The sequence below is a fragment of the Polaribacter sp. BAL334 genome (genome assembly GCF_015767435.1).
In the GTDB taxonomy this organism is placed as follows: Bacteria; Bacteroidota; Bacteroidia; order Flavobacteriales; family Flavobacteriaceae; genus Polaribacter.
Genome location: NZ_JADWOV010000301.1, coordinates 1 through 24,290 on the forward strand (window position 1 = coordinate 1; position 24,290 = coordinate 24,290).

At 32.4% G+C, this 24,290-nt stretch carries 23 protein-coding genes; 12 read left to right on the top strand and 11 right to left on the bottom strand.

The annotated features are described in order from the left end of the window. The first annotated feature begins 268 nt into the window (after positions 1–268). The 6 genes from IU405_RS09485 (at position 269) to IU405_RS09510 (ending at position 6,947) form a co-directional block, all read left to right on the top strand. Positions 269–994, top strand: a complete 726-nt coding sequence (locus IU405_RS09485) for a peroxiredoxin (protein WP_197438369.1) — start codon at positions 269–271, stop codon at positions 992–994. 57 nt (positions 995–1,051) lie between these two features. Further along, positions 1,052–2,398, top strand: coding sequence for a cytochrome ubiquinol oxidase subunit I (locus IU405_RS09490; RefSeq protein ID WP_197438370.1), 1,347 nt, complete (start codon positions 1,052–1,054; stop codon positions 2,396–2,398). Between the two features lie 11 nt (positions 2,399–2,409). Continuing rightward, on the top strand, positions 2,410–3,447 hold the full coding sequence (gene cydB, locus IU405_RS09495; protein ID WP_197438371.1) for a cytochrome d ubiquinol oxidase subunit II: 1,038 nt from the start codon (positions 2,410–2,412) through the stop codon (positions 3,445–3,447). A gap of 76 nt (positions 3,448–3,523) precedes the next feature. Then, positions 3,524–5,137 (top strand): T9SS type A sorting domain-containing protein, encoded by a 1,614-nt coding sequence (locus IU405_RS09500; RefSeq protein ID WP_197438372.1) that lies wholly within the window; start codon positions 3,524–3,526, stop codon positions 5,135–5,137. Between the two features lie 144 nt (positions 5,138–5,281). Next, a complete protein-coding gene (locus IU405_RS09505) occupies positions 5,282–6,739 on the top strand; it encodes an NAD(P)/FAD-dependent oxidoreductase (RefSeq protein ID WP_197438373.1) in 1,458 nt (485 codons plus the stop codon). Positions 6,740–6,803: 64 nt separating this feature from the next. Next, entirely contained in the window at positions 6,804–6,947 is a 144-nt protein-coding gene (locus IU405_RS09510; RefSeq protein WP_197438374.1) for a hypothetical protein, read from the top strand. A 78-nt stretch (positions 6,948–7,025) separates the two neighbouring features. Here the strand turns inward: IU405_RS09510 and IU405_RS09515 are convergent, their stop codons facing one another. The 3 genes from IU405_RS09515 to IU405_RS09525 all read right to left on the bottom strand — a co-directional run bounded on the left by IU405_RS09515 (position 7,026) and on the right by IU405_RS09525 (position 10,418). Further along, on the bottom strand, positions 7,026–9,020 hold the full coding sequence (locus IU405_RS09515; protein WP_197438375.1) for a TonB-dependent receptor: 1,995 nt from the start codon (positions 9,018–9,020) through the stop codon (positions 7,026–7,028). A gap of 59 nt (positions 9,021–9,079) precedes the next feature. Then, on the bottom strand, positions 9,080–9,928 hold the full coding sequence (locus IU405_RS09520) for a hypothetical protein (protein ID WP_197438376.1): 849 nt from the start codon (positions 9,926–9,928) through the stop codon (positions 9,080–9,082). 115 nt (positions 9,929–10,043) lie between these two features. Then, complete coding sequence (locus tag IU405_RS09525; protein WP_197438377.1) at positions 10,044–10,418, bottom strand: hypothetical protein; 375 nt, start codon at positions 10,416–10,418, stop codon at positions 10,044–10,046. 131 nt (positions 10,419–10,549) lie between these two features. Between IU405_RS09525 and IU405_RS09530 the strand changes: the two genes are divergently transcribed. From IU405_RS09530 to IU405_RS09555, 6 genes are all read left to right on the top strand, one after another. Continuing rightward, the gene (locus IU405_RS09530; RefSeq protein WP_231749657.1) at positions 10,550–11,860 is read left to right on the top strand and encodes a TolC family protein; all 1,311 of its coding nucleotides are present in this window, start codon (positions 10,550–10,552) and stop codon (positions 11,858–11,860) included. A 48-nt stretch (positions 11,861–11,908) separates the two neighbouring features. After that, positions 11,909–13,015, top strand: coding sequence for an efflux RND transporter periplasmic adaptor subunit (locus IU405_RS09535; protein WP_197438378.1), 1,107 nt, complete (start codon positions 11,909–11,911; stop codon positions 13,013–13,015). 77 nt (positions 13,016–13,092) lie between these two features. Beyond that, complete coding sequence (locus IU405_RS09540; protein WP_197438379.1) at positions 13,093–16,287, top strand: efflux RND transporter permease subunit; 3,195 nt, start codon at positions 13,093–13,095, stop codon at positions 16,285–16,287. 8 nt (positions 16,288–16,295) lie between these two features. Further along, positions 16,296–16,601: a hypothetical protein gene (locus IU405_RS09545; protein WP_197438380.1), complete on the top strand. Its 306-nt coding sequence runs from the start codon at positions 16,296–16,298 to the stop codon at positions 16,599–16,601. A 17-nt stretch (positions 16,602–16,618) separates the two neighbouring features. Further along, complete coding sequence (locus IU405_RS09550; protein ID WP_197438381.1) at positions 16,619–16,804, top strand: DUF2892 domain-containing protein; 186 nt, start codon at positions 16,619–16,621, stop codon at positions 16,802–16,804. A gap of 103 nt (positions 16,805–16,907) precedes the next feature. Further along, entirely contained in the window at positions 16,908–17,045 is a 138-nt protein-coding gene (locus IU405_RS09555) for a hypothetical protein (RefSeq protein WP_197438382.1), read from the top strand. Positions 17,046–17,312: 267 nt separating this feature from the next. Here IU405_RS09555 and IU405_RS09560 read toward each other — a convergent pair whose 3' ends face one another. From IU405_RS09560 to IU405_RS09595, 8 genes are all read right to left on the bottom strand, one after another. Beyond that, positions 17,313–18,341, bottom strand: a complete 1,029-nt coding sequence (locus IU405_RS09560) for an agmatine/peptidylarginine deiminase (protein WP_197438383.1) — start codon at positions 18,339–18,341, stop codon at positions 17,313–17,315. Continuing rightward, on the bottom strand, positions 18,341–19,228 hold the full coding sequence (locus IU405_RS09565; protein WP_197438384.1) for a carbon-nitrogen hydrolase: 888 nt from the start codon (positions 19,226–19,228) through the stop codon (positions 18,341–18,343). Before IU405_RS09565 ends, IU405_RS09560 begins: the two co-directional genes overlap by 1 nt. Before the next feature lie 149 nt (positions 19,229–19,377). Continuing rightward, positions 19,378–20,799 (bottom strand): SLC13 family permease, encoded by a 1,422-nt coding sequence (locus tag IU405_RS09570; RefSeq protein WP_197438385.1) that lies wholly within the window; start codon positions 20,797–20,799, stop codon positions 19,378–19,380. Positions 20,800–20,828: 29 nt separating this feature from the next. After that, positions 20,829–21,569, bottom strand: a complete 741-nt coding sequence (locus IU405_RS09575; RefSeq protein ID WP_197438386.1) for a DUF2490 domain-containing protein — start codon at positions 21,567–21,569, stop codon at positions 20,829–20,831. A 159-nt stretch (positions 21,570–21,728) separates the two neighbouring features. Continuing rightward, the gene (gene arsB / locus IU405_RS09580; protein ID WP_197438387.1) at positions 21,729–22,757 is read right to left on the bottom strand and encodes an ACR3 family arsenite efflux transporter; all 1,029 of its coding nucleotides are present in this window, start codon (positions 22,755–22,757) and stop codon (positions 21,729–21,731) included. Positions 22,758–22,792: 35 nt separating this feature from the next. After that, complete coding sequence (locus tag IU405_RS09585; RefSeq protein ID WP_197438388.1) at positions 22,793–23,416, bottom strand: low molecular weight phosphatase family protein; 624 nt, start codon at positions 23,414–23,416, stop codon at positions 22,793–22,795. A gap of 25 nt (positions 23,417–23,441) precedes the next feature. Continuing rightward, positions 23,442–23,909 (bottom strand): DUF6428 family protein, encoded by a 468-nt coding sequence (locus IU405_RS09590; protein WP_197438389.1) that lies wholly within the window; start codon positions 23,907–23,909, stop codon positions 23,442–23,444. A gap of 46 nt (positions 23,910–23,955) precedes the next feature. Further along, positions 23,956–24,285: an ArsR/SmtB family transcription factor gene (locus IU405_RS09595; RefSeq protein WP_197438390.1), complete on the bottom strand. Its 330-nt coding sequence runs from the start codon at positions 24,283–24,285 to the stop codon at positions 23,956–23,958. Positions 24,286–24,290: the final 5 nt, after the last annotated feature.

Consider the following 24,290-nt stretch of genomic DNA (forward strand, 5'->3'; position numbering starts at 1 on the left):
AATGGCAACAATCTGGTTTTCGGTAAATTGGGTTGTCTTCATAAGTTTTCGGCTTTAAATTTAATAATTTTTACTGAACGCGCTCCTGCGTCGCTTGTCGAATTCTATTTTTAAATGGCCGAATTTTGGGGAAGCTTACAATTAGAATTGGATTGAAATAAGTTTTTCTTATAATGTTATTCAATTTTCCCTAAGCTTGTGATACTTATGTTACATATAAAGTTTACCAAACCGTCTAATTTTACAAGGTAAAAAATACATAATTAAAATGAATACATCAGAAATTACAAAAGAACAAGAAGTTTTCACAATGCCAAGAATTGGGGACAAAGCACCACAGTTTAATGCAATTACTACACAAGGAGAAATCAATTTCCCTGATGATTATAAAGGAGAATGGTCAATTTTATTTAGCCATCCAGCAGATTTTACGCCAGTTTGTACTTCAGAGTTTATGACTTTTGCTCATTTGGAAGAAAAATTTAAAAAAGCAAATTGTAATTTGATTGGCTTATCAATTGATGGTTTATACAGTCATATTGCATGGCTAAGAACCATAAAAGACAAAATTACTTTTAATGGAATGGAGAAAATTGAAGTTAAATTTCCTTTAATTGAAGATATTTCCATGAATGTTGCAAAAAAATATGGAATGATTCAACCAGGAGAGAGTAAAACTCAAGCAGTGAGAGCTGTATTTTTTGTTGATCCAGTTGGAATTGTTCGTGCAATTATTTATTACCCATTGAGTTTAGGTAGAAATTTTGACGAACTTTATAGAGCCTTAATTGCAATGCAAACATCAGATAAATTTAATGTTGCAACTCCCGCAGATTGGAATCCTGGAGATGATGTTATCATTTCGCCTGCAGGATCTTGTGGAGTAGCGCAAGATAGAATGAATCAAACTGAGGAATTAAAATGTGATGATTGGTTTTTTTGCACAAAAAAACTTGATAAAGAGTTAGTCTTAAGTGAAATTTTAAAAAAATAACAATATATTCAAGAAATACGCTTTAGTTTTAAAGCGTATTTTTTTTAAATCAAAATTATGGAAGTAGAAATATTAGCAAGAATTCAGTTTGCTTTCACGGTTGCATTTCATTACATCTATCCGCCTTTAAGCATTGGTATTGGGTTGATTATGGTTATTATGGAAGGGTTGTATTTAAAAACTGGTAATAAACAATATGAAGTTTTAACCCGTTTTTGGTTACAAATTTTCGCCATTACTTTCGGAATTGGTGTGGCTACAGGAATTATTATGGAATTTGAATTTGGCACAAATTGGGCTGTATATTCAAAATATGTGGGAGATATTTTTGGAAGTGCTTTAGCTGCTGAAGGATTGTTTGCTTTTGGTTTAGAAAGTACTTTTTTGGGGATTTTGATTTTTGGATGGAATAGAGTTTCTCCAAAAGTTCATTTTATATCAACTATAGGTGTTTTTTTAGGGTCAATGTTTTCGGCAGTTTGGATTGTAGTGGCAAATAGTTGGCAACAAACGCCAGCAGGTTATCACATTGTTGGAGAGGGTTTTAATGCAAGGGCTGAAGTCACCGATTTTTGGGAGATGGTTTTTAACCCATCAAGTGTAGACAGAATTATTCATGTTTGGCAAGGTGCATTTTTAGCTGGCGCATTTTTGGTTTTAAGTGTTCATGCTTATTATTTATTAAAAGGAAGATACATTGAAATTTCAAAAAAAGCTTTTAAAATTGCTTTAGTAATTGCTACTGTTGTTTCGTTTTCTCAATTAGTTTCTGGTCATAGTTCTGCTGATGGAGTTTCAAAAAATCAACCAGCAAAATTGGCTGCTATGGAAGGTCATTATGAAAAATCAGCACCTGCAGATTTGTATCTTTTTGGGTGGGTTGATAATGAAAGTCAAGAGGTTACAGGTTTGGGGTTACCAGGAGGATTATCTTTTTTAGTACATCAAGATTTTGAAGCTCCAATTACAGGGCTAAATGCTTTTCCTAAAGAAGATAGACCAAGTCAAGTAAATGCAGTTTTTCAGTTTTACCATATTATGATATCAATTGGGATGTTCTTAATAGCATTGACTTTTTATGCAAGTTTTTTATGGTGGAAAGGGAAATTATTTGACAGTAAATGGTTATTGCGCATTTTTGCATTTTCGGTTTTGTTACCTCAAATTGCCAATCAAACAGGATGGTTTGCAGCAGAAATGGGCAGACAACCTTGGATTGTTTATGGTCATTTAAGAACCAGTGAGGGCTTTTCTCAAGAAGTATCTGCCAATCAAATTTTATTCTCTTTAATCCTATTTTTTGTAGTTTATTCATTGTTATTTTTGCTTTTCATGTATTCTTTGAATAAAAAAATAAAACATGGACCTTATCAAGAAAAAAAGAACGAATTAGAAATTATTTAAAAAAAATTAGCATGGAAACAATTTTAGGAATCGATTATCCCACACTTTGGTTTTTGGTAGTAGGGTTATTATTTTCAGGATACGCAATTTTGGAAGGTTTTGATTACGGTGCAGGTGCTTGGCATTTGTTCTTTAAAGAAGATTTGAGTAGACGAATTGCCATCAATGCAGTTGGCCCACTTTGGGATGCAAATCAGGTTTGGCTAATAATAGGAGGTGGTGCCTTATTTGCTGGATTTCCTGTGATGTATGCAACTATGCTTTCTGTCATGTATATTCCATTTATGCTATTTTTGATTTTATTGGTTTTACGTTCATCAGCCATAAAATTCAGAAGTGCAGAAAAAATGATTTGGTGGAGAAAAACTTGGGATGTTATCTACTTTATTTCCAATACGTTAATAGCATTTTTGTTAGGGGTTGTTGTAGGAAATGTACTTCAAGGATTTGAGCTTGGTGAAAATTTTAGTTACAAAGGAGGTATTTTCTTTGCATTTTTAAGTCCCTATTCAATTATGGTAGGATTTACCACTTTGTCCATTTTTATGACGCAAGGAGCCATTTTTTTATTATTGAAAACAGAAGGACGTTTGCATGCAAAACTTACTTTTTTATTAAAAAGAGGCATGATATTTTTTATTATTAGTTTTGCAATTACTTCATTATATACATTGATTTTTATTCCTGGTGTAACTGATAATTTTAAAGAACAACCGATTTTTTTTGTGTTGCCAATTTTATCTTTTTTAGCAGTTGCTAATGTTCCAAGACTGGTTTCAAAGAAAAAATATGCGAAAGCGCTTGTTTTTTCGTCTTTGACAATGGCGTTTTTGTTAATGTTGGTTGCATTTCAATTGTATCCTGTTTTGTTGCCATCAACCATAAATCCAGATTTTAGTGTTACAATTTATAATGCAGCCTCTTCCCAAAAATCACTGGGAATTATGCTAACTATTGTTGCTATTGGAGCGCCACTTTTAGCAGGCTATTTTTTATTTTTATATAAAACCTTTAATGGAAAAGTCACTTTAGATGACACTAGTTATTAATAATTTTACTAAGTAACCTATGTTACCAAAAGAGTGAACTTCTTTCCCGAAATTTGTGGGATTAATCCACCAAGTTATGAAAAGTCAACTCCTATTTACTGTTTTTATCGCATTTCTCTCCCTTCAATCAGGAATTTCTCAAGAACAATTTACAGTTCAAATTGAGCCTTTAACAATTGCAAATGCACCCAATGTTCATTCATTTTCTTGGGGAAAAACTTCGGATGGAAAATGGATTATTATTGGCGGAAGAATTGACGGTTTACACCAAAGACAGCCATTTTCATCCTTTTTGGAAAATGACAATAACAAAAATGTTTTTGTGGTTGATCCCATTAATAATCAAACTTGGAGCGCTTCTTTAAACGTCTTACAAGCTGCTATTTTTGAGCAATTGCAAGCCACCAATCAAGAGTTTTATCAGAGAGAAAATACGCTATATGTTATTGGCGGTTATGGATATAGTGCAACAGCTCTTGACCATGTAACTTATGATAAATTAACTGCAATTGACGTAGATGGTTTGGCAAATGCAGTCATCAATAATCAATCCATTACTTCTTTTTTTAGACAAATTTCCAATCCAAATTTAGCAGTTACTGGTGGGCAATTAGGTTTGTTAAATGATGTTTTTTATTTATGTGGAGGTCAATATTTTAAAGGGAAATACAATCCTCAAGGACCAAATAATGCTACTGGTTTTACACAAATTTATACTGAAGAAATTAGAACTTTTCAAATTGTTGATGATGGCACAAATCTTTCTATTGTAAATTATGCTGCACAAAAAGATCGTGACAATTTGCACAGAAGAGATTACAATATGGCACCTCAAATTTTTCCTGATGGATCTCATGGATTTACCATGTTTAGTGGTGTTTTTCAACACACAGTGAATTTACCATGGTTAAACACAGTGGATGTTTCATCAACAGGATATACTGTTAATAACAATTTCAATCAGTATTTAAGTCAATATCACAGTGCAAAAATTCCGGTGTTTGATAGTGCAAATAAGACCATGCACACCCTTTTTTTTGGAGGAATGAGCCAGTATAAATTGGATGCAAATAACAATTTGGTCAAAGATGATAATGTGCCTTTTGTAAATACCATCAGTAAAGTTTCAAGGTTTAGTAATGGTTCAATGACTGAAAGTATTTTGGACATCAAAATGCCAACTTTAGTAGGTTCTGGAGCCGAATTTATTCCAATTCACAACCCTACTTTTTATATGAATGATGAAGTAGTGAACCTAAATAATTTGCCAAATGGTTCAACAATGATTGGCTATATTTTTGGCGGAATTGAAAGCTCACAAGAAAATATTTTCTTTATCAATAATGGAACGCAAAGTTCAGCAAGTAATTTGGCATTTAAAGTTTTTATCAATAAAACTGTATTGAATGTCGAAGAAATAGCACTCACAGAAAAAAATATTTACAATTTGAAAGTATTTCCAAATCCTTCAAATGGTCTTTTTTCCCTGGAAGTTTTTATTCCAAATACAGAAAACAGTAGTTTAGAAATATTTGATATTTTAGGAAGAAGCATTCAAAAAATGACCTTTGAAAAATCAATTGGATTCAAAACTATTGAATTGAATCTTTCAAAATTTGCTAGTGGAGAATATGTAATTGTATTCAAAAATGCTGGAAAAATTATTGAGAAAAAGATTTTGAAGCAGTAATATTTTATTTTTTAAAATATAATTTTAAGGTATCTTTTAATATCTCATTTGATTGGATTTATAGTAAACAGTTAATTTTCATTGTGTAACAAATGTAACTGTAGGTTTTTGTTGATATAATTACCTTTCGACAAAATCTATCTTATGTCAAAAATAGTCGTTCTTGGGGCTGGAATTTCAGGCCATGTTGCTGCAGCTCACTTGCGAAGAAAACTTTCAAAAAACCATGAAGTTGTGGTGGTTTCTCCGAATAGTAATTATCAATGGATTCCATCTAACATTTGGGTTGGAATTGGTAGAATGAAATCCGAACAAATTCTATTTCCTTTAGCGCCATTGTATAAAAGAAAAGGAATTGATTTCAAACAAGCAAAAGCGCTTTCTTTCTATCCTGAAGGAGATCAAGCACAACAAAAACCTTATGTTTTAGCTGAATATGTTGTTGGAGAGCAAAAAGGGAATAAAGAAAAAATCACCTACGATTATCTCATCAATGCCACTGGTCCAAAACTAAATTTTGAAGCTACTGAAGGATTAATTCCTGGCGAAAATGGGACTTATTCTGTGTGTACATATAATCATGCTGAACATGCTTGGCAAGGTTTGAAAGCGCAAATTGAGTTGATGAAACTTGGAAAAAAAGTCAAAATATTAATTGGAACAGGACATGCAAAAGCCACTTGTCAAGGTGCAGCATTTGAATATATTTTAAATGTGGAACAAGAATTACGCAAACACAAAGTACGTGAAATGGCAGAAATTACTTGGATTTCAAACGAATTTCAATTAGGTGATTTTGGGATGGATGGCATGCTTTTAAGTTATGGAAACATGACAATGAAATCGAGCGAAATGGTTGAAATGATTTTTGAAGATAGAGATATCAAATGGATTTTGGGTGCAGGAGTCAACAAAATTGAAAACGGAATTGCCCATTACGAAAATCTAGAAGGCGAAAATAAATATGAAGAATATGATTTTGCGATGTTAATTCCTTCGTTTTCAGGTCATGGTTTTAAGGCTTTTGATAAAAACGAAAATGATATTACCGAAAAATTGTTTAAAGGTTTTATGATTGTGGACGCAGATTATAGTCCAAAACCTTATGAACAATGGTCTGTGAAAGATTGGCCAGAAACCTATCAAAATCCGACTTACAAAAATATTTTTGCTCCAGGAATTGCTTTTGCTCCTCCTCATACAATTTCAAAACCTAGAAAAAGTATAAATGGAACTGAAATTTTTCCTGCTCCACCAAGAACAGGAATGCCTTCTGGAATAACCGCAAAATTAGTTGCAGACAATATCATTGATACCATAAAAAATGGTAACGAAACCTTGCATCACAAAGGAAGTATGGGAAATATGGGTGCAGCATGTATTGCTTCTGCAGGTTATGGAATGACTTCAGGAAGTGGTGTGAGCATTACCACTTTTCCTATTGTACCTGATTATGAAAAATATCCAAAGACTCAAGGTAGACAATTAGGAAAAACTTTTGGTGAAATTGGTTTGGCTGGTCATTGGTTAAAATTGGCGTTGCATTACGCATTTATTTACAAAGCAAAAATGCGACCTTTTTGGTGGTTGATTCCTGAGTAAAATTAGCTTTCCGATTTTAATATTCAGTAATTATTTTTTTAAAAAGGCATTAAAATATAAAATTATGACACAAAGAATTTCAAAACACCAACGATTTATAATGATGAATCCTATTATTCAATTTTTCAAATTTATTTATTTAAGTCTCAAAATATTGATTATTGTTGCTGGTGGTCATGGAGGTACTAGAAAAGTAAATGAAAGTTAGATTTTGTTTTAAATTTGTTTTTTAATTGAAAAGAGGACATTTTAAAAAAAATGTCCTCTTTTTTACTACATTAACTTTTTAAAGCAAATAATTCAAATTTACATACATATTTCTTCCCATTCTTGGAATATTGTTCCAATCAGCATAGGTTGAATAATTTTTGTCAAATACGTTTTCTATGCCTGTTTTCAACATCAATTTTGTGTTTCCAAATTTAAATTGATATCCAGCATTGATATTTAAAATGGCAAAATTGGGTGTTTGATCTTCCCCAAATTCAGCATTAAAATTGGATTGTGTTGCATTTCCAACCAATTGAATTTCACTAGTAAATTTATTTTTTTTGAAACGCAAAGAACTTGTATAACTAAAAGGACTGATAAATGGCAAATTTTCATTGTCATTAGTTTTGCCAATAGCATAAGTTGTTTGCAAATTCCAAGTAAAAAATGGATTGACAAAATACTCAAAAGAAAGACTAGTATTGAAAATTGTTGCAGTATCTAAAGCCGAATACACACGCACACCATTTGCTCCAATGGTCATTGGAGATAAACTAAAGTCTGTTTGAGCAATGATATAATCATAAAAATAAAAGTAAGAAGCATTCGCTTTTATCATCAATTTTTCTTTTTTCAATCCAATTGAAAAACTGCCTTCAATCGCTGATTCATTTTTCAAATTTGGATTTCCAATGTTATCAAAACCATCAAAACTATTGAACAAATAAAACCCATATCCTTCAGAAACTGATGGAGCTCGTTCACTATATGCCACTCCAAAATGATAGTGAAATCCTGATTTAGAAAAATGGTAATTAGCACCAAAACTCTTTAAAAATCTATTTTTTTTATCAGACATTTCTGGATAAAAAATTTGTAAACTTTCCAATCCGAATTGACTAGAAACAGTATTCAAATGGTTTCCTAATGAAATATTCAATGTAAGATTTGAATTTTTACTCACAGTAAAACTGTCTTCTAAAAACACACCATTATACAAAGTTCGTACATCAGGCCAAGTTAGCATAAACATCAAGTTTTCGTTTGGATTATTCGGATACATGGTCATTTCTGCCAGTGATTTATTATAAAATGAATTCAAATTGACCAAAAAATGATGTTTTTCAAAACTATATTTCAACTTTGAATAAAACCCAAATGTTTCGCTCCAGCCTGGCATATCCATATGAATAGGCACATTTGGACGCGTTGTGTCATCCATTACATGTTTTATGGTGTTAAAGTAAATTTTGGTTTCCCAATTTTTAATTGTTGAGTTTTTGGGGACAACTTCATATTTAATGGAAGTAATAAAAGCTTCTGCCAAAGAAACATCCATAGGTAATGCTGGATATCCAACATCAGTTGCTTTGTCATAAATAATGGAAGTTTCCAATAATTTATGCTCTTTGATTCTAAATCCAAAAGTAGTTGAAAAATTGAGTTTGTTAAATTGAGAATACAACACTTCTTGATGGTTTGCTGCACTATAGTTTTCTGCATTTCTACTCATTATATCTAAATCAAAATAGAAGGATTCGTTTTTGAAATTCACAGAACTTCCCAATATTTTTTGACTATTATTTGTTTCAAATCCTGAATGAAATTGTGTTTCCAGTTTTTTTTCGCCAAAAACGGGTTTGTTCCTTTTTAAGTCTACTGAACCTCCAATTGTATTCCCAAAAAGACTTCCTGATTGACCATCCTGAATAACAGCTTCTGAAAGATTTGTAACTTCAATATACGAAGTTATAGGATCCATTTTATCAGTACAAGCGCCAAAAATTCGCATGCCATCAATAGTAACCAATGTTCTTTCTGTGGGCATATTATTGATGATAGGTTCCCAAGCATACGCACCTCTTTTGATCATATTGATACTCGAAGATTGATGTAAAAAAGCTTCAATCGTACTTAAAGATTTTGAATTTTTTTCATATTCAGCAGCTTTTTTTCCAATCAAAATAACCTCTTTGAGTTCAATAACTTTTATAGAATCTTTTTCTTTTTTTTGAGCGAATGAAATACTTGTGCTCAAAAACATCAAAAGAATGATGAATGTATTTTTCATAAAGTAAGTTTTAATGCAAAGCTCAAATTCAGTAATAATTTGAGCTTTTGCAATTAAAATTAAAATTCTATTTCGAAGAAAATACTGCTTGATTCAACAGTGCTTGAAATTTCTTCTCCTTTTAACACTGTTCCATCAGCATTTGCTAATTGCAGATTTATTTTCCAATAACCAGTCATGGTTAATGATAATTTTCCTTCATAAAAAGCTCCAGGATTACTTTGAGTTGCATTTACATTATTGGGTGAAGAATGATTTCCCATACTTGGCATTCTTGGATCAATTTTTACAGTATAATCATCCACCATCGGAAAACTCATCATGTTTTCCATTTTCCAAACGCCAATTTTCATATCATTAATAGCAACTTTAGGTTCTGTTGATTCAATATAGGTTACTAAATATCTTACGTTATCTGAGCCAGTAAATGAATTTACAGTTCTTTTGTCAGTTGCTAGAACATCAATTTCAGAGGTTATGGAGTAATCAACACCATCAATAGTATAATCAATGGTCAAATCCCAATATTCTGAAGCATTTTCTTCCATTTGAAACACAATATATCCTTCGTATAAATTTCCTTCATCAGCCACTTTTTCCACTGTTGATTTTGGACAAGAATGGTTCATCATCATCATGTGCATTACTGGATTCCAAGAAATTTGAGCATTTTTCACAAAAATATCCGAACTATTATCTAAAATTCTTAGTTTAATTTCGTTATAACCTACTATTAACGCTTCTTTTTCAGAATATAATTCAATCGTATGTGTTGAATTTGACAATTCTCTGATTTTAGTGAATCCTTCCAATTCATTCATTTCTGTTTCATTTACATCTTTTGAGCATGATGCAAATGCAATAGTTGCAATCAATAAGATTGCCAATTTTTTAAAATATGGTTTCATTTTAGTTTTATTTATTTTTAATATGTGTATAACAAGAACCTTCCGTTTAAGGATGAAACCTTAAACAAATTGATACATATCTATTTAATGATTCATTAATTGAATCTAAAAAAAACTAAACTTGTGGTGGATGGAAACTCGAATCTGAGTTTAAGTATGCATAGTTGTTAGCATATGAGAATAAGGTTTGATTTTTCTCAAAAAAAGAAACAATTGAATATGATAATGGAGATTCTTTAAATAATAATAAATCTTTAAAATCAATTAATTGAACTGGTGTTTTTTCACTACTTTGACTACTTTCAGTTACTTTTTTTAATTGACATTTTCCATTACACTGCATTTCTGGAGTATCCTTATTTTCACACAACTCTTCAATAAAACCTATGGGATCAATAGTATAATAAATATAAGTAACTGAAACTCTCAACGTATTATAGAGAATCAGACTACTCAAAAATAAAGAAATTAAAAAAGTTCCTTCTTTCACAAGGCAAATATATTGAAATGTTTCCTCTTTATTTTTTCAAAATCAGTTTTTTTTACTGAAATCCTAAGTAACAAATGTTACTGACTACACTTTTTTTTCAGTCTAATTTTGCGGTAACAAAAATCATATCAATGAAATACATTATGAAATATATCGCAGTTTTAATTTTAATTTTATACTTGCCCACAAATGCGCAAGAAATTATTTCTATTGATAAATCTGAGGTAATTACAAAAATAAAAAACCGCAATTTATCCCTAAAAATCTCTGCTGAAGAATTCAACAAAGCAAAAGCAGAATTTAAACAAACAAACGCTATTTTTTTGCCAAATATCACAGCAAGTCACACAGGAATTTCCACTACAAATCCTTTGATGGCTTTTGGCTCAAAATTGAATCAAGGAATTTTAACGCAAGCAGATTTCAATCCTGCATTGTTGAACAATCCAACGCAAACTCAAAATTTTGCAACCATCATTAAAGTGGAACAACCTTTAGTGAATTTGGATGGAGTGTATCAACGAAAAGCTGCAAAATCAAAAATGGAAGCCATGTCTTTACAAACACAACGTACTGAAGATTACTTGGCTTTTGAAGTTGAAAATGCCTATATGCAATTGCAATTGGCATACAAAGCTGTTGATGTTTTAGAAAAAGCGTTAGAAGCTGCAAATGCAAATCAAAAATTGGCAGAAAATAGTTTCAAACAAGGGTATTTGCAACGCGCAGATGTTTTGAACGTAGAAGTTCGGGTAACTGAAGTTCAAAATCAATTGCAACAAGCAAAAAGCAATGTGCAAAATGCGTCCAACTATCTGTCTTTTTTGATGAATGATGAAACGTATGTGCAATACAAACCTTCTGATGATTTAAATTTTACAGTTGTTTCAATGGCTGATGTTTCAATTTCTGAAAATCGTAGTGATATCAAGGCAATGCAATTATCAACTGAAGCATATCAAGACATGAACAAAGCTGAAAAAATGACTTTTTTACCAAGATTAAATGCTTTTGGAAGTTATGAATTGTATGACAACAAAATTTTTCAAGCAGATGCAAGTGGTTATTTGGTTGGAGCACAATTAAGTTGGGATATTTTCAACGGTTCAAAACGCTTTGGAAAAGTTCAAAAAAGCAAAGCCGAATTTGAAAAATCAAAATTTGAATATTCACAATATCTATCAAAAAGCAAATTGGAATTGAATAAAGCAAAAAGAATGTTGATGGATGCAGAAAACAAACTACATCTGTCAAAATTAGCCTTAACACAATCTGAAGAATCCTTAAGAATTAGAACAAATAGATTCAAAGAAGGTTTAGAAAAAACGACGGATTTGTTAGCTTCTGAAACACAATTTGCCCAAAAACAATTAGAATATTACCAAACTATTTTCGAATACAATTATGCGCAAGCGTACTTACAGTTTTTAACCAAAGAATAGTTTAAAATTCAAAGTTTAAAAAAATTTAAGATTAATAAATCCAATAAAATGAAAAACATACCAATTATAATAACAATTTTAGCCACTGCTTTTTTAGCAAGTTGTGGTAGTGATGACAAAAAAGTAACTGTTGATAATTCTCCAACAATTTCAGTAATTGTGAGTCCAGTTGCAAACAATGAAAACAATCCATTTTTATCAGTAAGTGGAAAAATTCAATCAGAAAACAGTGCTACTTTAAGCACAAGAATGATGGGTTTTGTAAACAGCGTTTCTGTAAATGTTGGCGATAAAGTAACCAAAGGACAATTGCTAGTTTCTATCAATAATGCTGATTTACAAGCCAAAAAAGCGCAAGTTTCAGCAAGTATTACTGAGGCAAAAGCTGCTTTTACCAATGCTGAAAAAAATTACAATCGTTTTAAAAATTTATTTGCTGATAAAAGTGCTTCTCAAAAAGAATTTGATGATATCACTGCCAATTATCAGATGGCAAAAGCACGTTTGGAAGCAGCCAATCAACTAAAAAACGAGATTGATGCGCAGTTTGCGTATAGTAATTTAACTGCACCTTTCAGCGGAATTGTAACTAGTAAAATGATTGAAAAAGGTGATATGGCAAATCCAGGTCAACCCTTAATTTCTATAGAATCTCCAGGAAATTTTGAAGTAATGGCAATGGTTCCTGAATCAGAAATTGCTGCTATCAAAACTGGTATTTCAGTGGATGTTGTTGTGAAATCCATCAACCATACATTGAAAGGAATTGTGAAAGAAGTGAGTACATCTTCAAAAAACACAGGTGGTCAGTTCTTGGTAAAAATTGGTTTGACAAAATCAGAGGTTGCTATTTTATCAGGAATGTTTGCAACTGTTCAGTTTCCAATTGCGAAAAATACCAAAACAACAAGCATTTTAATTCCAACTGATGTGATTGTTTCAAACGGACAATTGTCAGGAGTTTATACTGTAAGTCAGAGCAATACAGCCATGTTGCGTTGGTTGACTTTAGGGAAAACCTACGGAAATCAAGTAGAGGTTTTATCTGGATTGAATGCAGACGAAAGTTATATAGTTTCAGCCAACGGGAAATTGTTTAATGGTGCTAAAGTAATCCCATCCTCAATCCTTCCCAAAGGGAAGGAAGTTCAATAATTGAAATTTAAAATAAAATAGTAACTAAAAAATAACCCGTGAAAATTCTCCCCTTTGGGGAGTTAGAGGGGCAAAATATGAAAGAAGGTTTAGCAGGCAAAATAGCCAAAGTTTTTATGAATTCGAAGCTAACAGTGCTTTTGATGATTGTTTTTATGGTCATTGGTGTGTACAGTTCGTTTTTAATTCCGCGTGAAGAAGAACCGCAAATTGATGTGCCAATGGCAGATATTTTTGTGGGATATCCAGGAGCAAGTCCAACAGAAGTGGAATCAAGAGTTATCAAACCATTAGAACAATTAATTTCAAATATCAAAGGTGTTGAATATGTGTATTCAACTTCTATGAAAGAACAAGGAATGGTCATTGTTCAGTTTTATGTGGGCGAAGATATTGAGCGTTCGTTTGTAAAATTATACAACGAAATCAATAAGCACATGGATCAAATGCCAAAAGGGGTTACGTTTCCTTTGGTAAAAACGCGTGCAATTGATGATGTTCCAATGCTAGGATTGACGTTGTGGAGTGAAAATTACAACAATTTTCAATTGGGCCAAATGGCGCAAGAATTGGAAGCCGAAATCAAAAAAATAAATGATGTTGCAGTAACTCACAAAATTGGGGGCAGAGAACGTCAAGTGCGTGTGGTGTTGGATAAAGACAAATTGGCTGCTGCAGGTTTGGATTTCCTATCAGTTTCTGAAATGATCAATGCCAATAATGCACAATTAAATTCAGGAACTTTTGATAAAAATGATACTGAATTTATCGTAAACACAGGTAAATTTTTAGAAAGCGCCAGAGATGTTGAAAATTTGGTGGTTGGTGTGCAACAAAATCAGCCCATTTATTTGAAACAAATTGCTACAGTAATTGACGGACCAGAAGTGCCAAAAAATTATGTGAGTTTAGGATTTGGAAAAGCGAGTGAAAAATCGGATACATTCAATTCAGAATATCCAGCAGTAACCATTTCTGTAGCCAAAAGAAAAGGGGCAGATGCTATGAAAATTGCAGATGTTATCATTGACAAAGTGGACCATTTACGCACTACTTTACTTCCTGATGATGTTCATGTAGAAATCACCAGAAATTATGGAGAAACTGCATCTCACAAAGTGTCAGAATTATTATTACACCTTATTGGCTCTATCATTGCTGTGACTTTGGTGGTAATGTTGGCTATGGGCTGGAGAGGTGGATTAGTGGTATTTTTATCTGTTCCCATCACATTTGCATTGACATTATTAAGCTATTATATGCTCGATTATACCTTGAACAGAATCACGCTTTTTGCGTTGGTTTTTGTAACAGGGATTGTAGTTGATGACTCCATTATTATTGCTGAAAATATGCATAGGCATTTCAAAATGAAACGATTGCCTTTCAAACAAGCAGCTTTGTATGCGATTAATGAAGTGGGGAATCCAACCATTTTAGCAACATTTACAGTAATTGCCTCTGTGTTGCCAATGGCTTTTGTATCAGGATTAATGGGGCCTTATATGGCGCCAATGCCAATTGGAGCTTCAATTGCCATGATTTTATCATTGTTTGTGGCGTTGACAATTACGCCTTATTTGGGTTATATTTTCTTACGTGAAAAAGATAAAAAAGGTGAAGAAGAAAAACCAGAAAAGCCTGTTGAAGAAACGTTGATTTATAAAATCTACAACAAGTTTGAGAAACCTTTATTGGAAAGTAACACAAAACGTTGGATATTTTTAGGAGGAACATTTGCTATTTTATTGGCAACTTTCGGATTGTTTTTTACCAATTCTGTGGCAGTAAAAATGTTGCCTTTTGATAACAAAAACGAGTTTCAAGTGGTGATTGACATGCCAGAAGGAACCACTCTTGAAAGAACTGCTGTGGTAACCAAAGAAATTTCACAATATTTAGCTACGAGACCTGAAGTAGTCAATTATCAAAATTATATTGGTACTTCTGCGCCCATTACTTTTAATGGTTTGGTGCGTCATTACGATTTACGAGGTGGAAGTAATATGGCAGATATTCAAGTGAATTTGGTTGATAAAGGCGAACGTTCTGAACAAAGTCATGATATTGCTAAGTTATTTCGACCAGATATTCAGAAAATAGCTAAAAAGTACAATGCCAATGTGAAATTAGTAGAAGTTCCACCTGGACCACCTGTATTATCAACTATAGTAGCTGAAGTTTATGGGCCTGATTATAATGAACAAATCAAAATCGCGAACAATGTTCAGCGTATTTTAAACAATACAGATGATGTGGTAGATGTAGATTGGATGGTGGAAGCTGATCAAACAGAATATCAATTTGTGATCAACAAAGAAAAAGCCATGTTGTATGGAGTAGCGCCTCAACAAATCACATATACTATGAATATGGCATTGTCTAACAGACCATTAACTACTTTGTATGATGAAGATGCAGTTTCTCAAATTGGCTTGGTATTGGCTTTGGATGATAATGAAAAATCAACGGTAAGAGATATTTCACAATTGAAAGTAACATCAAAACAAGGGAATTTGGTTTCAATTTCTGATTTGGTGGATATTCAAGAAACTATTTCCGCAAAAAGTATTTTCAGAAAAAACCAAAAAAGAGTTGTGTATGTAATGGCAGATATGGCTGGAGAATTAGAAAGTCCTGCATACGCTATTTTGGGAATGGATAAAAAACTACAAGAAATTCCTTTGCCACAAGGTTATAAATTGAATGAAATGTATTTGGGTCAGCCAGATTTTGAGGACGATTTTACGGTAAAATGGGATGGAGAATGGCAAATTACGTTAGAAGTATTTAGAGATTTAGGAATCGCATTTTTAGGAGCAATCATTTTGATTTATATTTTAATTGTTGGCTGGTTTCAAAACTTTAAAGCACCTGTTGTAATGATGGTTGCCATTCCATTATCATTAATCGGAATTATTTTAGGTCATTGGATGATGGACGCATTTTTTACGGCAACTTCCTTTATTGGAATGATTGCATTGGCAGGAATTATGGTAAGAAATTCGGTATTATTAATCGATTTTATCAACTTGCGTTTGGAAGAAGGAATTCCATTAAAACAAGCAGTTATTGAAGCTGGAGCTGTAAGAACTACCCCAATTTTACTGACAGCAGGAACTGTTGTAATTGGAGCTTTCGTTATTTTGTTTGACCCCATTTTTCAAGGTTTGGCGATTTCGTTAATGGGAGGAACCATTGTGTCAACAGTATTGACTTTGTTGGTGGTGCCATTGGTATATTACATGATTGAAAAAAAGAATTATAAATAATAAAGAATATGAAATTAGTAATCGTAACTGCAGTGGAAGAGTTTCATGATGAAATTTTGAAACTTTTTAAAAAAGCCAATATTGAAAATTTTAGCGAATCAGAAATTGATGGATATAAAAGTTCAAATGGGTATGTTGTTTCCCCAAATTGGTTTGGAGGCAAAAGAGGAGGCAATGAATCAACCATGTTTTTTTCTTTTACAGATGAAGATCAAATTGATGCACTTTTTGAATTGATCATCGAATTCAATAAAAATTTAGAAACCAACAATCCCATAAAAGCGATTGTGTTACCGATAGAAAAATCAATTTAAATTATAAATAGAAAAATATGTTAAATAAATATTTTAGAGCAATCGTAGGTACATTTATTATTTTAAGTGTCATATTAACCGTTTATGTTCATCAAAATTGGATGTGGTTTACCGTTTTTATTGGTGCAAATATGTTGCAATCTGCCTTCACAAAATGGTGTTTGTTAGAAATTATTTTGCAAAAATTAGGAGTGAAAAAATAAGAATTTTCCAATCATCCAGTAGTTTCTCATGAATGCCTAAAAACCTGATTTTTATCATAAAATAGAAAGATTCTTCTATTTATTTTTGATAAAAATTTGAAAGATGACAACACAAGTATCTAATATTTCATTGGTTTCGTGGACAAATGGAACTATTATGATTGGAATTTTTGTTCTAGTAGTAATAGGTTTAGTGGCTGCAGTTTTTTTATTGATGAACAGTGATAAACCAAAAAAATGAAAAAAAAGTATGAATGAGATATTTCATACTTTTTTTATTTTTATTTATTCTAAATAAATAGTACTTTTGTGGTATATTTAGAAGAATATGATTGTTTTTTATACAGATCACAAGCCAACAATTCAGCTTTCAGAGAGTTCAACTTGCCAAATAAGTTGTGCTATGAACTGTTTAAAACCCAAAAATACTTGCTGTCAGAAATTCAAAAAAAAAGGGATTAACTGTAAAAGATGTCCTCATATTTTGGTGAAACAAGCGTCTTGAAATTTATTTAGGAATTTGCTGACTCAAACAATGCAAGGTCCCAAATCCCCAAATCAAATCAATTGCACTTATCCCAATAACTTCTCTATCAGGAAAACAATTTGAAATGATGTTGAGTGCAATTCTATCATTCGAATCATTAAAGGTGGGAACCAAAACAATTTTATTGATAATCAGAAAATTAGCATAACTCGCAGGAATTACCAAACCATCAAAAGTTACTGTTTTTGGCATGGGTAACCTAACAATTGTTGGTTTTTTTCCATCCTCTAAAACAGCATTTTCCAATCGTAGTAAATTGTCTTGCAACGCTTTGTAATTTGGATTTTTTGAATCCGTTTCAACCACAGTAATAATCGTATGTTCATTCACAAATCTGCATAAATCATCAATATGACCATGCGTATCATCACCCACAATGCCATCACCCAACCAAATCACATTGGTTATTCCTAAATATTCTTTGAAAATAGCCTCATAATCTTCTTTGGTGAAATTCTCATTTCGAACTTGAATGGAAGGATGTAACAAGCATTCTTCCGAAGTTAGTAACGTTCCTTTTCCATTCACGTCAATGGCACCACCTTCAAGCACAATTGGTTTTCCTTTGTGGGTTGCTTGGATTAAAGGAATATTCAAGTGAGAGGCTACTTTTGAAGGTACAAATTTGTCTAACTGATAATTTTTATATTTTGCCCAACCATTAAAATTAAAATTGATAGCTTCTCTTTTTGTTCCATTTTGAACGATAATGGGGCCAGAATCGCGCATCCAACTTCTATTCGTTTTATGAATGATAAAAGAAATTTTGTCCAATGAAACATGTGCCATCACCAACATTTCTGATACTTTTTCTTGCAATTTTTTATTGGCAACTACCAAAAATACTTTTTCAACTTCCGAAATCTTTTTGATAAATTCGATAAAAGCCCATTGAATGGCACCATATTTACCTGGCCAATCATTGCCATTATGAGGAAAACAAAGCAATATGCCTTCTTGATTTTCCCATTCTGCTGGAAATCTTCTCATCAATCTATGGCTCTTTTTGTGATGTCACCAAAAGCATCTATTCTTCTATCTCTAAAGAAAGGCCAATTTTGACGTACATTTTCTTGTAAATCCAAATCCACTTCAGCTATCAAAATTTCTTCTTTGTCATGAGATGCTTGTGCTAGAATTTCTCCTTGAGGACCTGCAATAAATGAGGCTCCCCAAAATTCCAAACCATCTGTATCAGGTAAATATTTTTCTAAACCAATTCGGTTTGCAGCAGCTACATACACACCATTTGCCACAGCATGACCTTTCATCACATTCATCCAAGCACCATATTGATTTTCACCATATTGCGCTTTTTCTTTAGGATGCCAACCAATAGCAGTTGGATAAAACAACACTTCTGCACCTTTCAAAGCAGTGATTCTTGCAGCTTCAGGATACCATTGATCCCAACAAATCAAAACTCCAATATTTCCTTTGTTGGTTTTGTTTGATTTGAAGCCCAAATCACCAGGAGTGAAATAAAATTTTTCGTAAAAATGAGGATCATCTGGAATGTGCATTTTTCGATACAAACCAGCTTCAGTGCCATCAGTATCTAAAATATAAGCACTATTGTGGTAGATTCCTGCCATTCTTTTTTCAAAAAAAGGTACAATAATTACAACACCCAATTCTTTTGCCAATTCACTAAATGCCTGAAATGAAATGCTATACAAAGGTTCAGCATAAGCAAAATTATCAGTATTTTCACTTTGGCAAAAATAGTGACTGCTGTACAATTCTGGTAACGAAATCACTTCTGCGCCTTTTGCTGCTGCGTCTTTTACCCATTGCAAACATTTTTTGAGATTGTTCTCAGGCGTATTGTTGAGGTTCAGTTGAATAACCGCTATTTTATAGGTGTTTTTCTTCATGTGTTGTAATTAGAGCTACAAAAATAAGGATTTCTATGAAATGCGCTTGAGGTTTAAAATTTTAAATTCAATTTGTGTTTTTGAGATAGAAAAAAAGAAGCTAGACATTCTTATCTAGCTTCTTTCTATGAGTTTGAAAAATGAATTCTTTAAAAACCAAATAGGAAAAAACTTAAAATAGTAAAACCAATTAAAATGATAGGCCCCAAAAGACCAATGAAAATTCCTCCAGGAATAAACTCTTTTTGGCCTACAATTCCCAAACTAAAAGCTACTGCATTAGGTGGTGTTGAAACTGGAAGTAATAATGCACAAGAGGCTGTCAATCCAATAATTACAGGTAAAAAAGCTACGTTTGCACCAGGAATTAAACTTACCAACGAAATTCCAACTGGAACCAAAATTGTGGTTGCAGCAGTATTGCTCATAAAGTTGGATAATAGTACAGAAACATATCCAAAAAGCACAATTAAAATGTAATAGTTCAATTCAAAATTTTGAATACTTTGTACAAAATACTCTGCAATTCCTTGTTCTTTAATCGCCAAACCAAGAGATAAACCTCCTGCAACCAACATCAAAGTATCCCAAGGTAATTTTCTAACATCTTCAGAATCAACAATTCCAAGCATTGTTAGCAATACAATTGGCAAACCAGAAACGACTGCTACAGGAATTCCTGTCCATTGAGAAGTCAGCCACAATGTTAACGTTGCAATTAAAACTAATAAAACAATATTCTTTTTGATTTTGTCTTCACTAGTAGGTTTTTCGGTTTCAGCATTCAGAAAATCTAACGAAATATGTTGGGTTTTTAATTGATAACGACGTTCTAATAATTTAAAAAATAAGAAGACCAATAAAAATGCGGCAGGAACTCCAATAATCATCCATTCAATAAATGAAATTTGAACTCCAATACCTTCAAGAGCACCTACTGCAATTGCGTTTGGAGCAGAACCAATAATAGTTCCCATTCCGCCTAAAGAAGCAGCTGCAGGAACTCCAATAACTAAAGCACGTGATAAAGAGGATTCTTTTCCTAATGTAAAAATAAGTGGCGCAATGGAAGCTAAAATCATAGAGGTTGTTGCAGTATTACTCATTAACATCGATAAAATTGCTGTTACCATCATGATTCCTAACAAAATATTTTTGGAATCGTTGCCTAATTTTGGGAGAATGTATTTTAATAAAGATTCATCCAATTTTGTTTTTTTCATACTTTCTGCGAGAAAAAATCCACCCAAAAAAAGCCAAATTACGCCATCAGACCAAGTTTGCACGTACTGAGTTACATCAATTTCTGGATTTCGTCCCATCGAAAAAACTAAAAATCCAATGATTAAAATTCCGACTGCGAATGGTGGAATTGCTTCTGTAATCCACAAGCCTATGGAAACAAAAAGTAAAAACATGGTATAATCTTGAGTGGCTGTAAATGCGTCATCACGCAATACATATACCAAGAAAAATGAGATTAGAAGTGTGGCTAAAAAGAAAATAATTTTAGTTTGTCTTTCTATTTTTTTTGTAAATTTTGAAAGAGAATAGGTTCTAGAATCTGACATGGTTACTTGATTTTAAAGATAGTAGCAATTTATTTTTTTGATTTGCTTAGGTCGAAATTATGAAAAACCATTAACATAGCAGTATTTGCCATGATTTTATTTCCACTGACAGGAGGATTTTTAATCATATTGATATAACCTATTTGTATTTTCATATTATCGAATTTATACCCAATTCCTAAAGTAAATCGGTTTTGATTGAGGCGAAAACCATTGGTGATGTTTTTTCCACTATCAAATAAAATTTCATTGTAACTGTAGGCATACCACTCTGTATTTTTTTCACTGTTTTTTGAAATTGGATAAGAAGCCATCAAAAAATAACGCCAGCGCCAGTTAAATTCAAATTCGTCTAGTAAAACATTGTTTTCAATGCGTTGTTTAAAACGTGCATCATACCGAAAACGATTGGTAATTGTAAATTTATGCAGCTTGAAACTCGCTGTTGTTTGTCCCCAAGGACGGAATTCGTTTTTTGTTGGAGTTGCTTCATTTCGACTGTATAACCACAAACGCGCAAAACCTAAAGTTGTAGAGCCTTTTACTTTTTCACTGAAATTAAAACGATAAGTGGCGCCTGTTCTCAAAATCAAAAAACTTTCAGGAACATAGTGAGCATCATTCCAAAGAGACATTTTGTCGCTAATTTTTGTGTCAGTAATGTATCCAACCCAAACTTGATTTTCATAGATAAAATCCTCTTGGGAAAATGATTGAAAACTTTGAAAAAGTATCAAAAGGAAACACCCGATTTTTGTAATTCGTTTCATTTTGTTTGATTAGAATTCGAATACAAAAATAATCAGTAATGTGTAATAGAATTTGTGATAAATGTCATAAAAACCCTTAAAAATAAGGAAATCTACGCAAACGTTATCGTTTTGAAAGTTGATTTTTTTTTCTAATTAATTATTGAAATTTGTATTCTTTTAATTAAAATATTTTTTACGCAACCAAAATGAAACACGCACCAAAAGAATGAGCGCAGGAACTTCAACCAAAGGTCCAATAACTCCTGCAAAAGCTTGTCCTGAATTGAGTCCGAAAACCGCAATTGCAACTGCAATCGCCAATTCAAAATTGTTTCCAGCTGCTGTAAATGCTACTGCAGCAGTTTTATCGTACGAACTTCCCATCGCTTTTGTAACGAAAAATCCAATGAAAAACATCAAGGCAAAATAAATTAATAACGGAATGGCAATCATCACAACATCCATAGGAATTTCAACAATTAATTCGCCTTTCAAAGAAAACATTACTATAATTGTGAATAAAAGTGCCATCAAAGTGATGGGTGAAATTGTTGGAATAAACTTTTTTGAATACCAATCTTCTCCTTTGGCTTTTACTAAAAAAAATCGACTCAAAATTCCCATTAAAAAAGGAATTCCTAAATAAATTGCCACACTTTCTGCAATTGTTGCAATTGAAATATCTACAATTGAACCTTCAAAACCAAAATAAGGTGGCAAAATTGTGATGAAAATCCAAGCATAAAAACTGTACGCAAACACTTGAAAAATACTGTTTAAAGCCACTAAACCAGCTCCATATTCAGAACTTCCTTCTGCCAAATCATTCCAAACCAGCACCATTGCAATGCATCTTGCCAAGCCAATTAAAATCAAGCCAACCATGTATTCTGGATAGTCTCGTAAAAAAGTAATCGCTAAGAAAAACATCAAAACTGGACCAACAATCCAATTGAGAATCAGTGAAATGGACAATATTTTTGTGTTTTTGAAAACTTTTGGCAACAAGGCATAATTTACTTTTGCCAAAGGCGGATACATCATTAAAATCAAACCAATTGCAATAGGAATATTTGTAGTTCCACTGCTAAATGAATTGATAAAATCAGGAAAAGTTGGGATAAAATATCCCAAACTTACGCCAATAATCATAGCAACAAAAATCCAAATGGTCAAATTTTTATCTAAAAATGAAAGTTTTTTCATGTTGGTTTTAGTTTTGAAACCTTGCAGGTTAATTTCTATTTTATTTTTGAGAAAACATATTTCAATTCTGTAGCAATTTGCAAACTGCGCTCTTGATATTTTTCAGCTTGTTGCGGAGTATTGTCAAAAGCTTTTGGGTCTAAAAACATAATTGGAATTCTTTTTTCAGCTCCAGGTACAAATGGACAAGCTTCATTGGCAGAATCACAGGTCATGATAGCAACAAAACCTTTTTTTGGGTTGAAATCATCGTCTAATTTTTTTGAAAATCCGATAATTGGATGTTCATTTTCAGCATATTTGATGGCATATACAGGGTTTTTTCCTTCAGAAAGTGTTTGAATTTGAAATCCTGAGTTTTCTAATGTTTTTGCTGCCATTGGAAAAAGTGCAGTTGCTTCTGTTCCTCCAGAATAACAAAAAACCTTTTCAATTCCGAAATAAGTAGCCATTGTTTGCGCCCAAACTTGCGACAAATGACTTCTTCGTGAATTGTGTGTACAAATAAAATTGATACGAACAGTTTCTTTTAAGTCAACTTTTGATTGGATATAATCAATTAGATTTTGAAGGATTTCTTTTCTTTCTGAAGAAATTGAAGCTGTGTTTAAAGAGTTGATTACTAATTCAATATCAGTAAAAATGGATGATTTTTTCATTTGATATGTTGGTTTTTTTGATCGTTTAACAACAGCCGCTTTTTGGAGAGCAGCAAGATTGAGCGCTCATTTCTGATATACGAACTTTTGGTTTTTCAGCAGGAATTCCGCAAGCGTCTTTTGCCAAGCAATCTGTTTGTTTGGTGGTTAATAAAAATTGATTTCCGTCAAAATCCAACCCAAATTTTTGAATGGTTGTTCCTTGATATTCCACTTCAATTTCGTTGTTGTCAATTGCCAAGGTTTTTTCAGAAAGTTCAATAATTTTTAATAATTTTTCAGGATGCAATCTGTGATCATAGTCGTTTGCATTCCATAATTGAAAGTTTACAACCGTTTCTTTTCTAACAGTGCCACCACAATCAATAAAACGTTTGGTGATTTCGCCTACTTCAGTAACGTGAAAATGGCTAGGAACCAAAGAATTGTCTGGCAATTGAAAACTGATGGTTTTTACGTCTTTTAAAATGGCTTTTACTTGGGATAGTTTCATATGTATTTGTTTATTGCGATAATGCGATTAATAAAGATAAATTTTTTTAACAACAATCTTGTTTTGAAATATCTTGATTTAAAAAATCAAGCATAATTGATTTCATTTTTGTCCAGTTTTCTTTGTGAATACAATAGCAAACACTCGTTCCATCAATAGTTCCTTGAATCAAACCGAGGTTTTTTAGTTCTTTCAAATGCTGAGAAATGGTAGGTTGAGCCAAGCCAATTTCGTTCACCAAATCTCCACAAACGCAAGCGTCAATGGCAAATAAACGTTGCAAAATAGCTACTCTTGCAGGATGTCCAATGACTTTTGCAAAGTTGGCAATTTCGTTTTGTTCGTCTGAAAAAATGGCTGTTTTGGTAATTCCCATTTGGA

Excerpts from the sequence above, each read along its gene's own strand:
- IU405_RS09535 (WP_197438378.1), top strand. The coding sequence starts at position 11,909 with ATGAAAAACATACCAATTATAATAACAATTTTAGCCACTGCTTTTTTA.
- IU405_RS09515 (WP_197438375.1), bottom strand. The coding sequence starts at position 9,020 with ATGAAAAATACATTCATCATTCTTTTGATGTTTTTGAGCACAAGTATT.
- IU405_RS09505 (WP_197438373.1), top strand. The coding sequence starts at position 5,282 with ATGTCAAAAATAGTCGTTCTTGGGGCTGGAATTTCAGGCCATGTTGCT.
- IU405_RS09545 (WP_197438380.1), top strand. The coding sequence starts at position 16,296 with ATGAAATTAGTAATCGTAACTGCAGTGGAAGAGTTTCATGATGAAATT.
- IU405_RS09530 (WP_231749657.1), top strand. The coding sequence starts at position 10,550 with ATGAAATACATTATGAAATATATCGCAGTTTTAATTTTAATTTTATAC.
- IU405_RS09550 (WP_197438381.1), top strand. The coding sequence starts at position 16,619 with ATGTTAAATAAATATTTTAGAGCAATCGTAGGTACATTTATTATTTTA.
- IU405_RS09595 (WP_197438390.1), bottom strand. The coding sequence starts at position 24,285 with ATGGGAATTACCAAAACAGCCATTTTTTCAGACGAACAAAACGAAATT.
- IU405_RS09520 (WP_197438376.1), bottom strand. The coding sequence starts at position 9,928 with ATGAAACCATATTTTAAAAAATTGGCAATCTTATTGATTGCAACTATT.
- IU405_RS09510 (WP_197438374.1), top strand. The coding sequence starts at position 6,804 with ATGACACAAAGAATTTCAAAACACCAACGATTTATAATGATGAATCCT.
- IU405_RS09585 (WP_197438388.1), bottom strand. The coding sequence starts at position 23,416 with ATGAAAAAATCATCCATTTTTACTGATATTGAATTAGTAATCAACTCT.
- IU405_RS09590 (WP_197438389.1), bottom strand. The coding sequence starts at position 23,909 with ATGAAACTATCCCAAGTAAAAGCCATTTTAAAAGACGTAAAAACCATC.
- arsB (WP_197438387.1), bottom strand. The coding sequence starts at position 22,757 with ATGAAAAAACTTTCATTTTTAGATAAAAATTTGACCATTTGGATTTTT.
- IU405_RS09575 (WP_197438386.1), bottom strand. The coding sequence starts at position 21,569 with ATGAAACGAATTACAAAAATCGGGTGTTTCCTTTTGATACTTTTTCAA.
- IU405_RS09500 (WP_197438372.1), top strand. The coding sequence starts at position 3,524 with ATGAAAAGTCAACTCCTATTTACTGTTTTTATCGCATTTCTCTCCCTT.
- IU405_RS09570 (WP_197438385.1), bottom strand. The coding sequence starts at position 20,799 with ATGTCAGATTCTAGAACCTATTCTCTTTCAAAATTTACAAAAAAAATA.
- IU405_RS09560 (WP_197438383.1), bottom strand. The coding sequence starts at position 18,341 with ATGAGAAGATTTCCAGCAGAATGGGAAAATCAAGAAGGCATATTGCTT.
- IU405_RS09485 (WP_197438369.1), top strand. The coding sequence starts at position 269 with ATGAATACATCAGAAATTACAAAAGAACAAGAAGTTTTCACAATGCCA.
- IU405_RS09490 (WP_197438370.1), top strand. The coding sequence starts at position 1,052 with ATGGAAGTAGAAATATTAGCAAGAATTCAGTTTGCTTTCACGGTTGCA.
- cydB (WP_197438371.1), top strand. The coding sequence starts at position 2,410 with ATGGAAACAATTTTAGGAATCGATTATCCCACACTTTGGTTTTTGGTA.
- IU405_RS09540 (WP_197438379.1), top strand. The coding sequence starts at position 13,093 with ATGAAAGAAGGTTTAGCAGGCAAAATAGCCAAAGTTTTTATGAATTCG.
- IU405_RS09555 (WP_197438382.1), top strand. The coding sequence starts at position 16,908 with ATGACAACACAAGTATCTAATATTTCATTGGTTTCGTGGACAAATGGA.
- IU405_RS09565 (WP_197438384.1), bottom strand. The coding sequence starts at position 19,228 with ATGAAGAAAAACACCTATAAAATAGCGGTTATTCAACTGAACCTCAAC.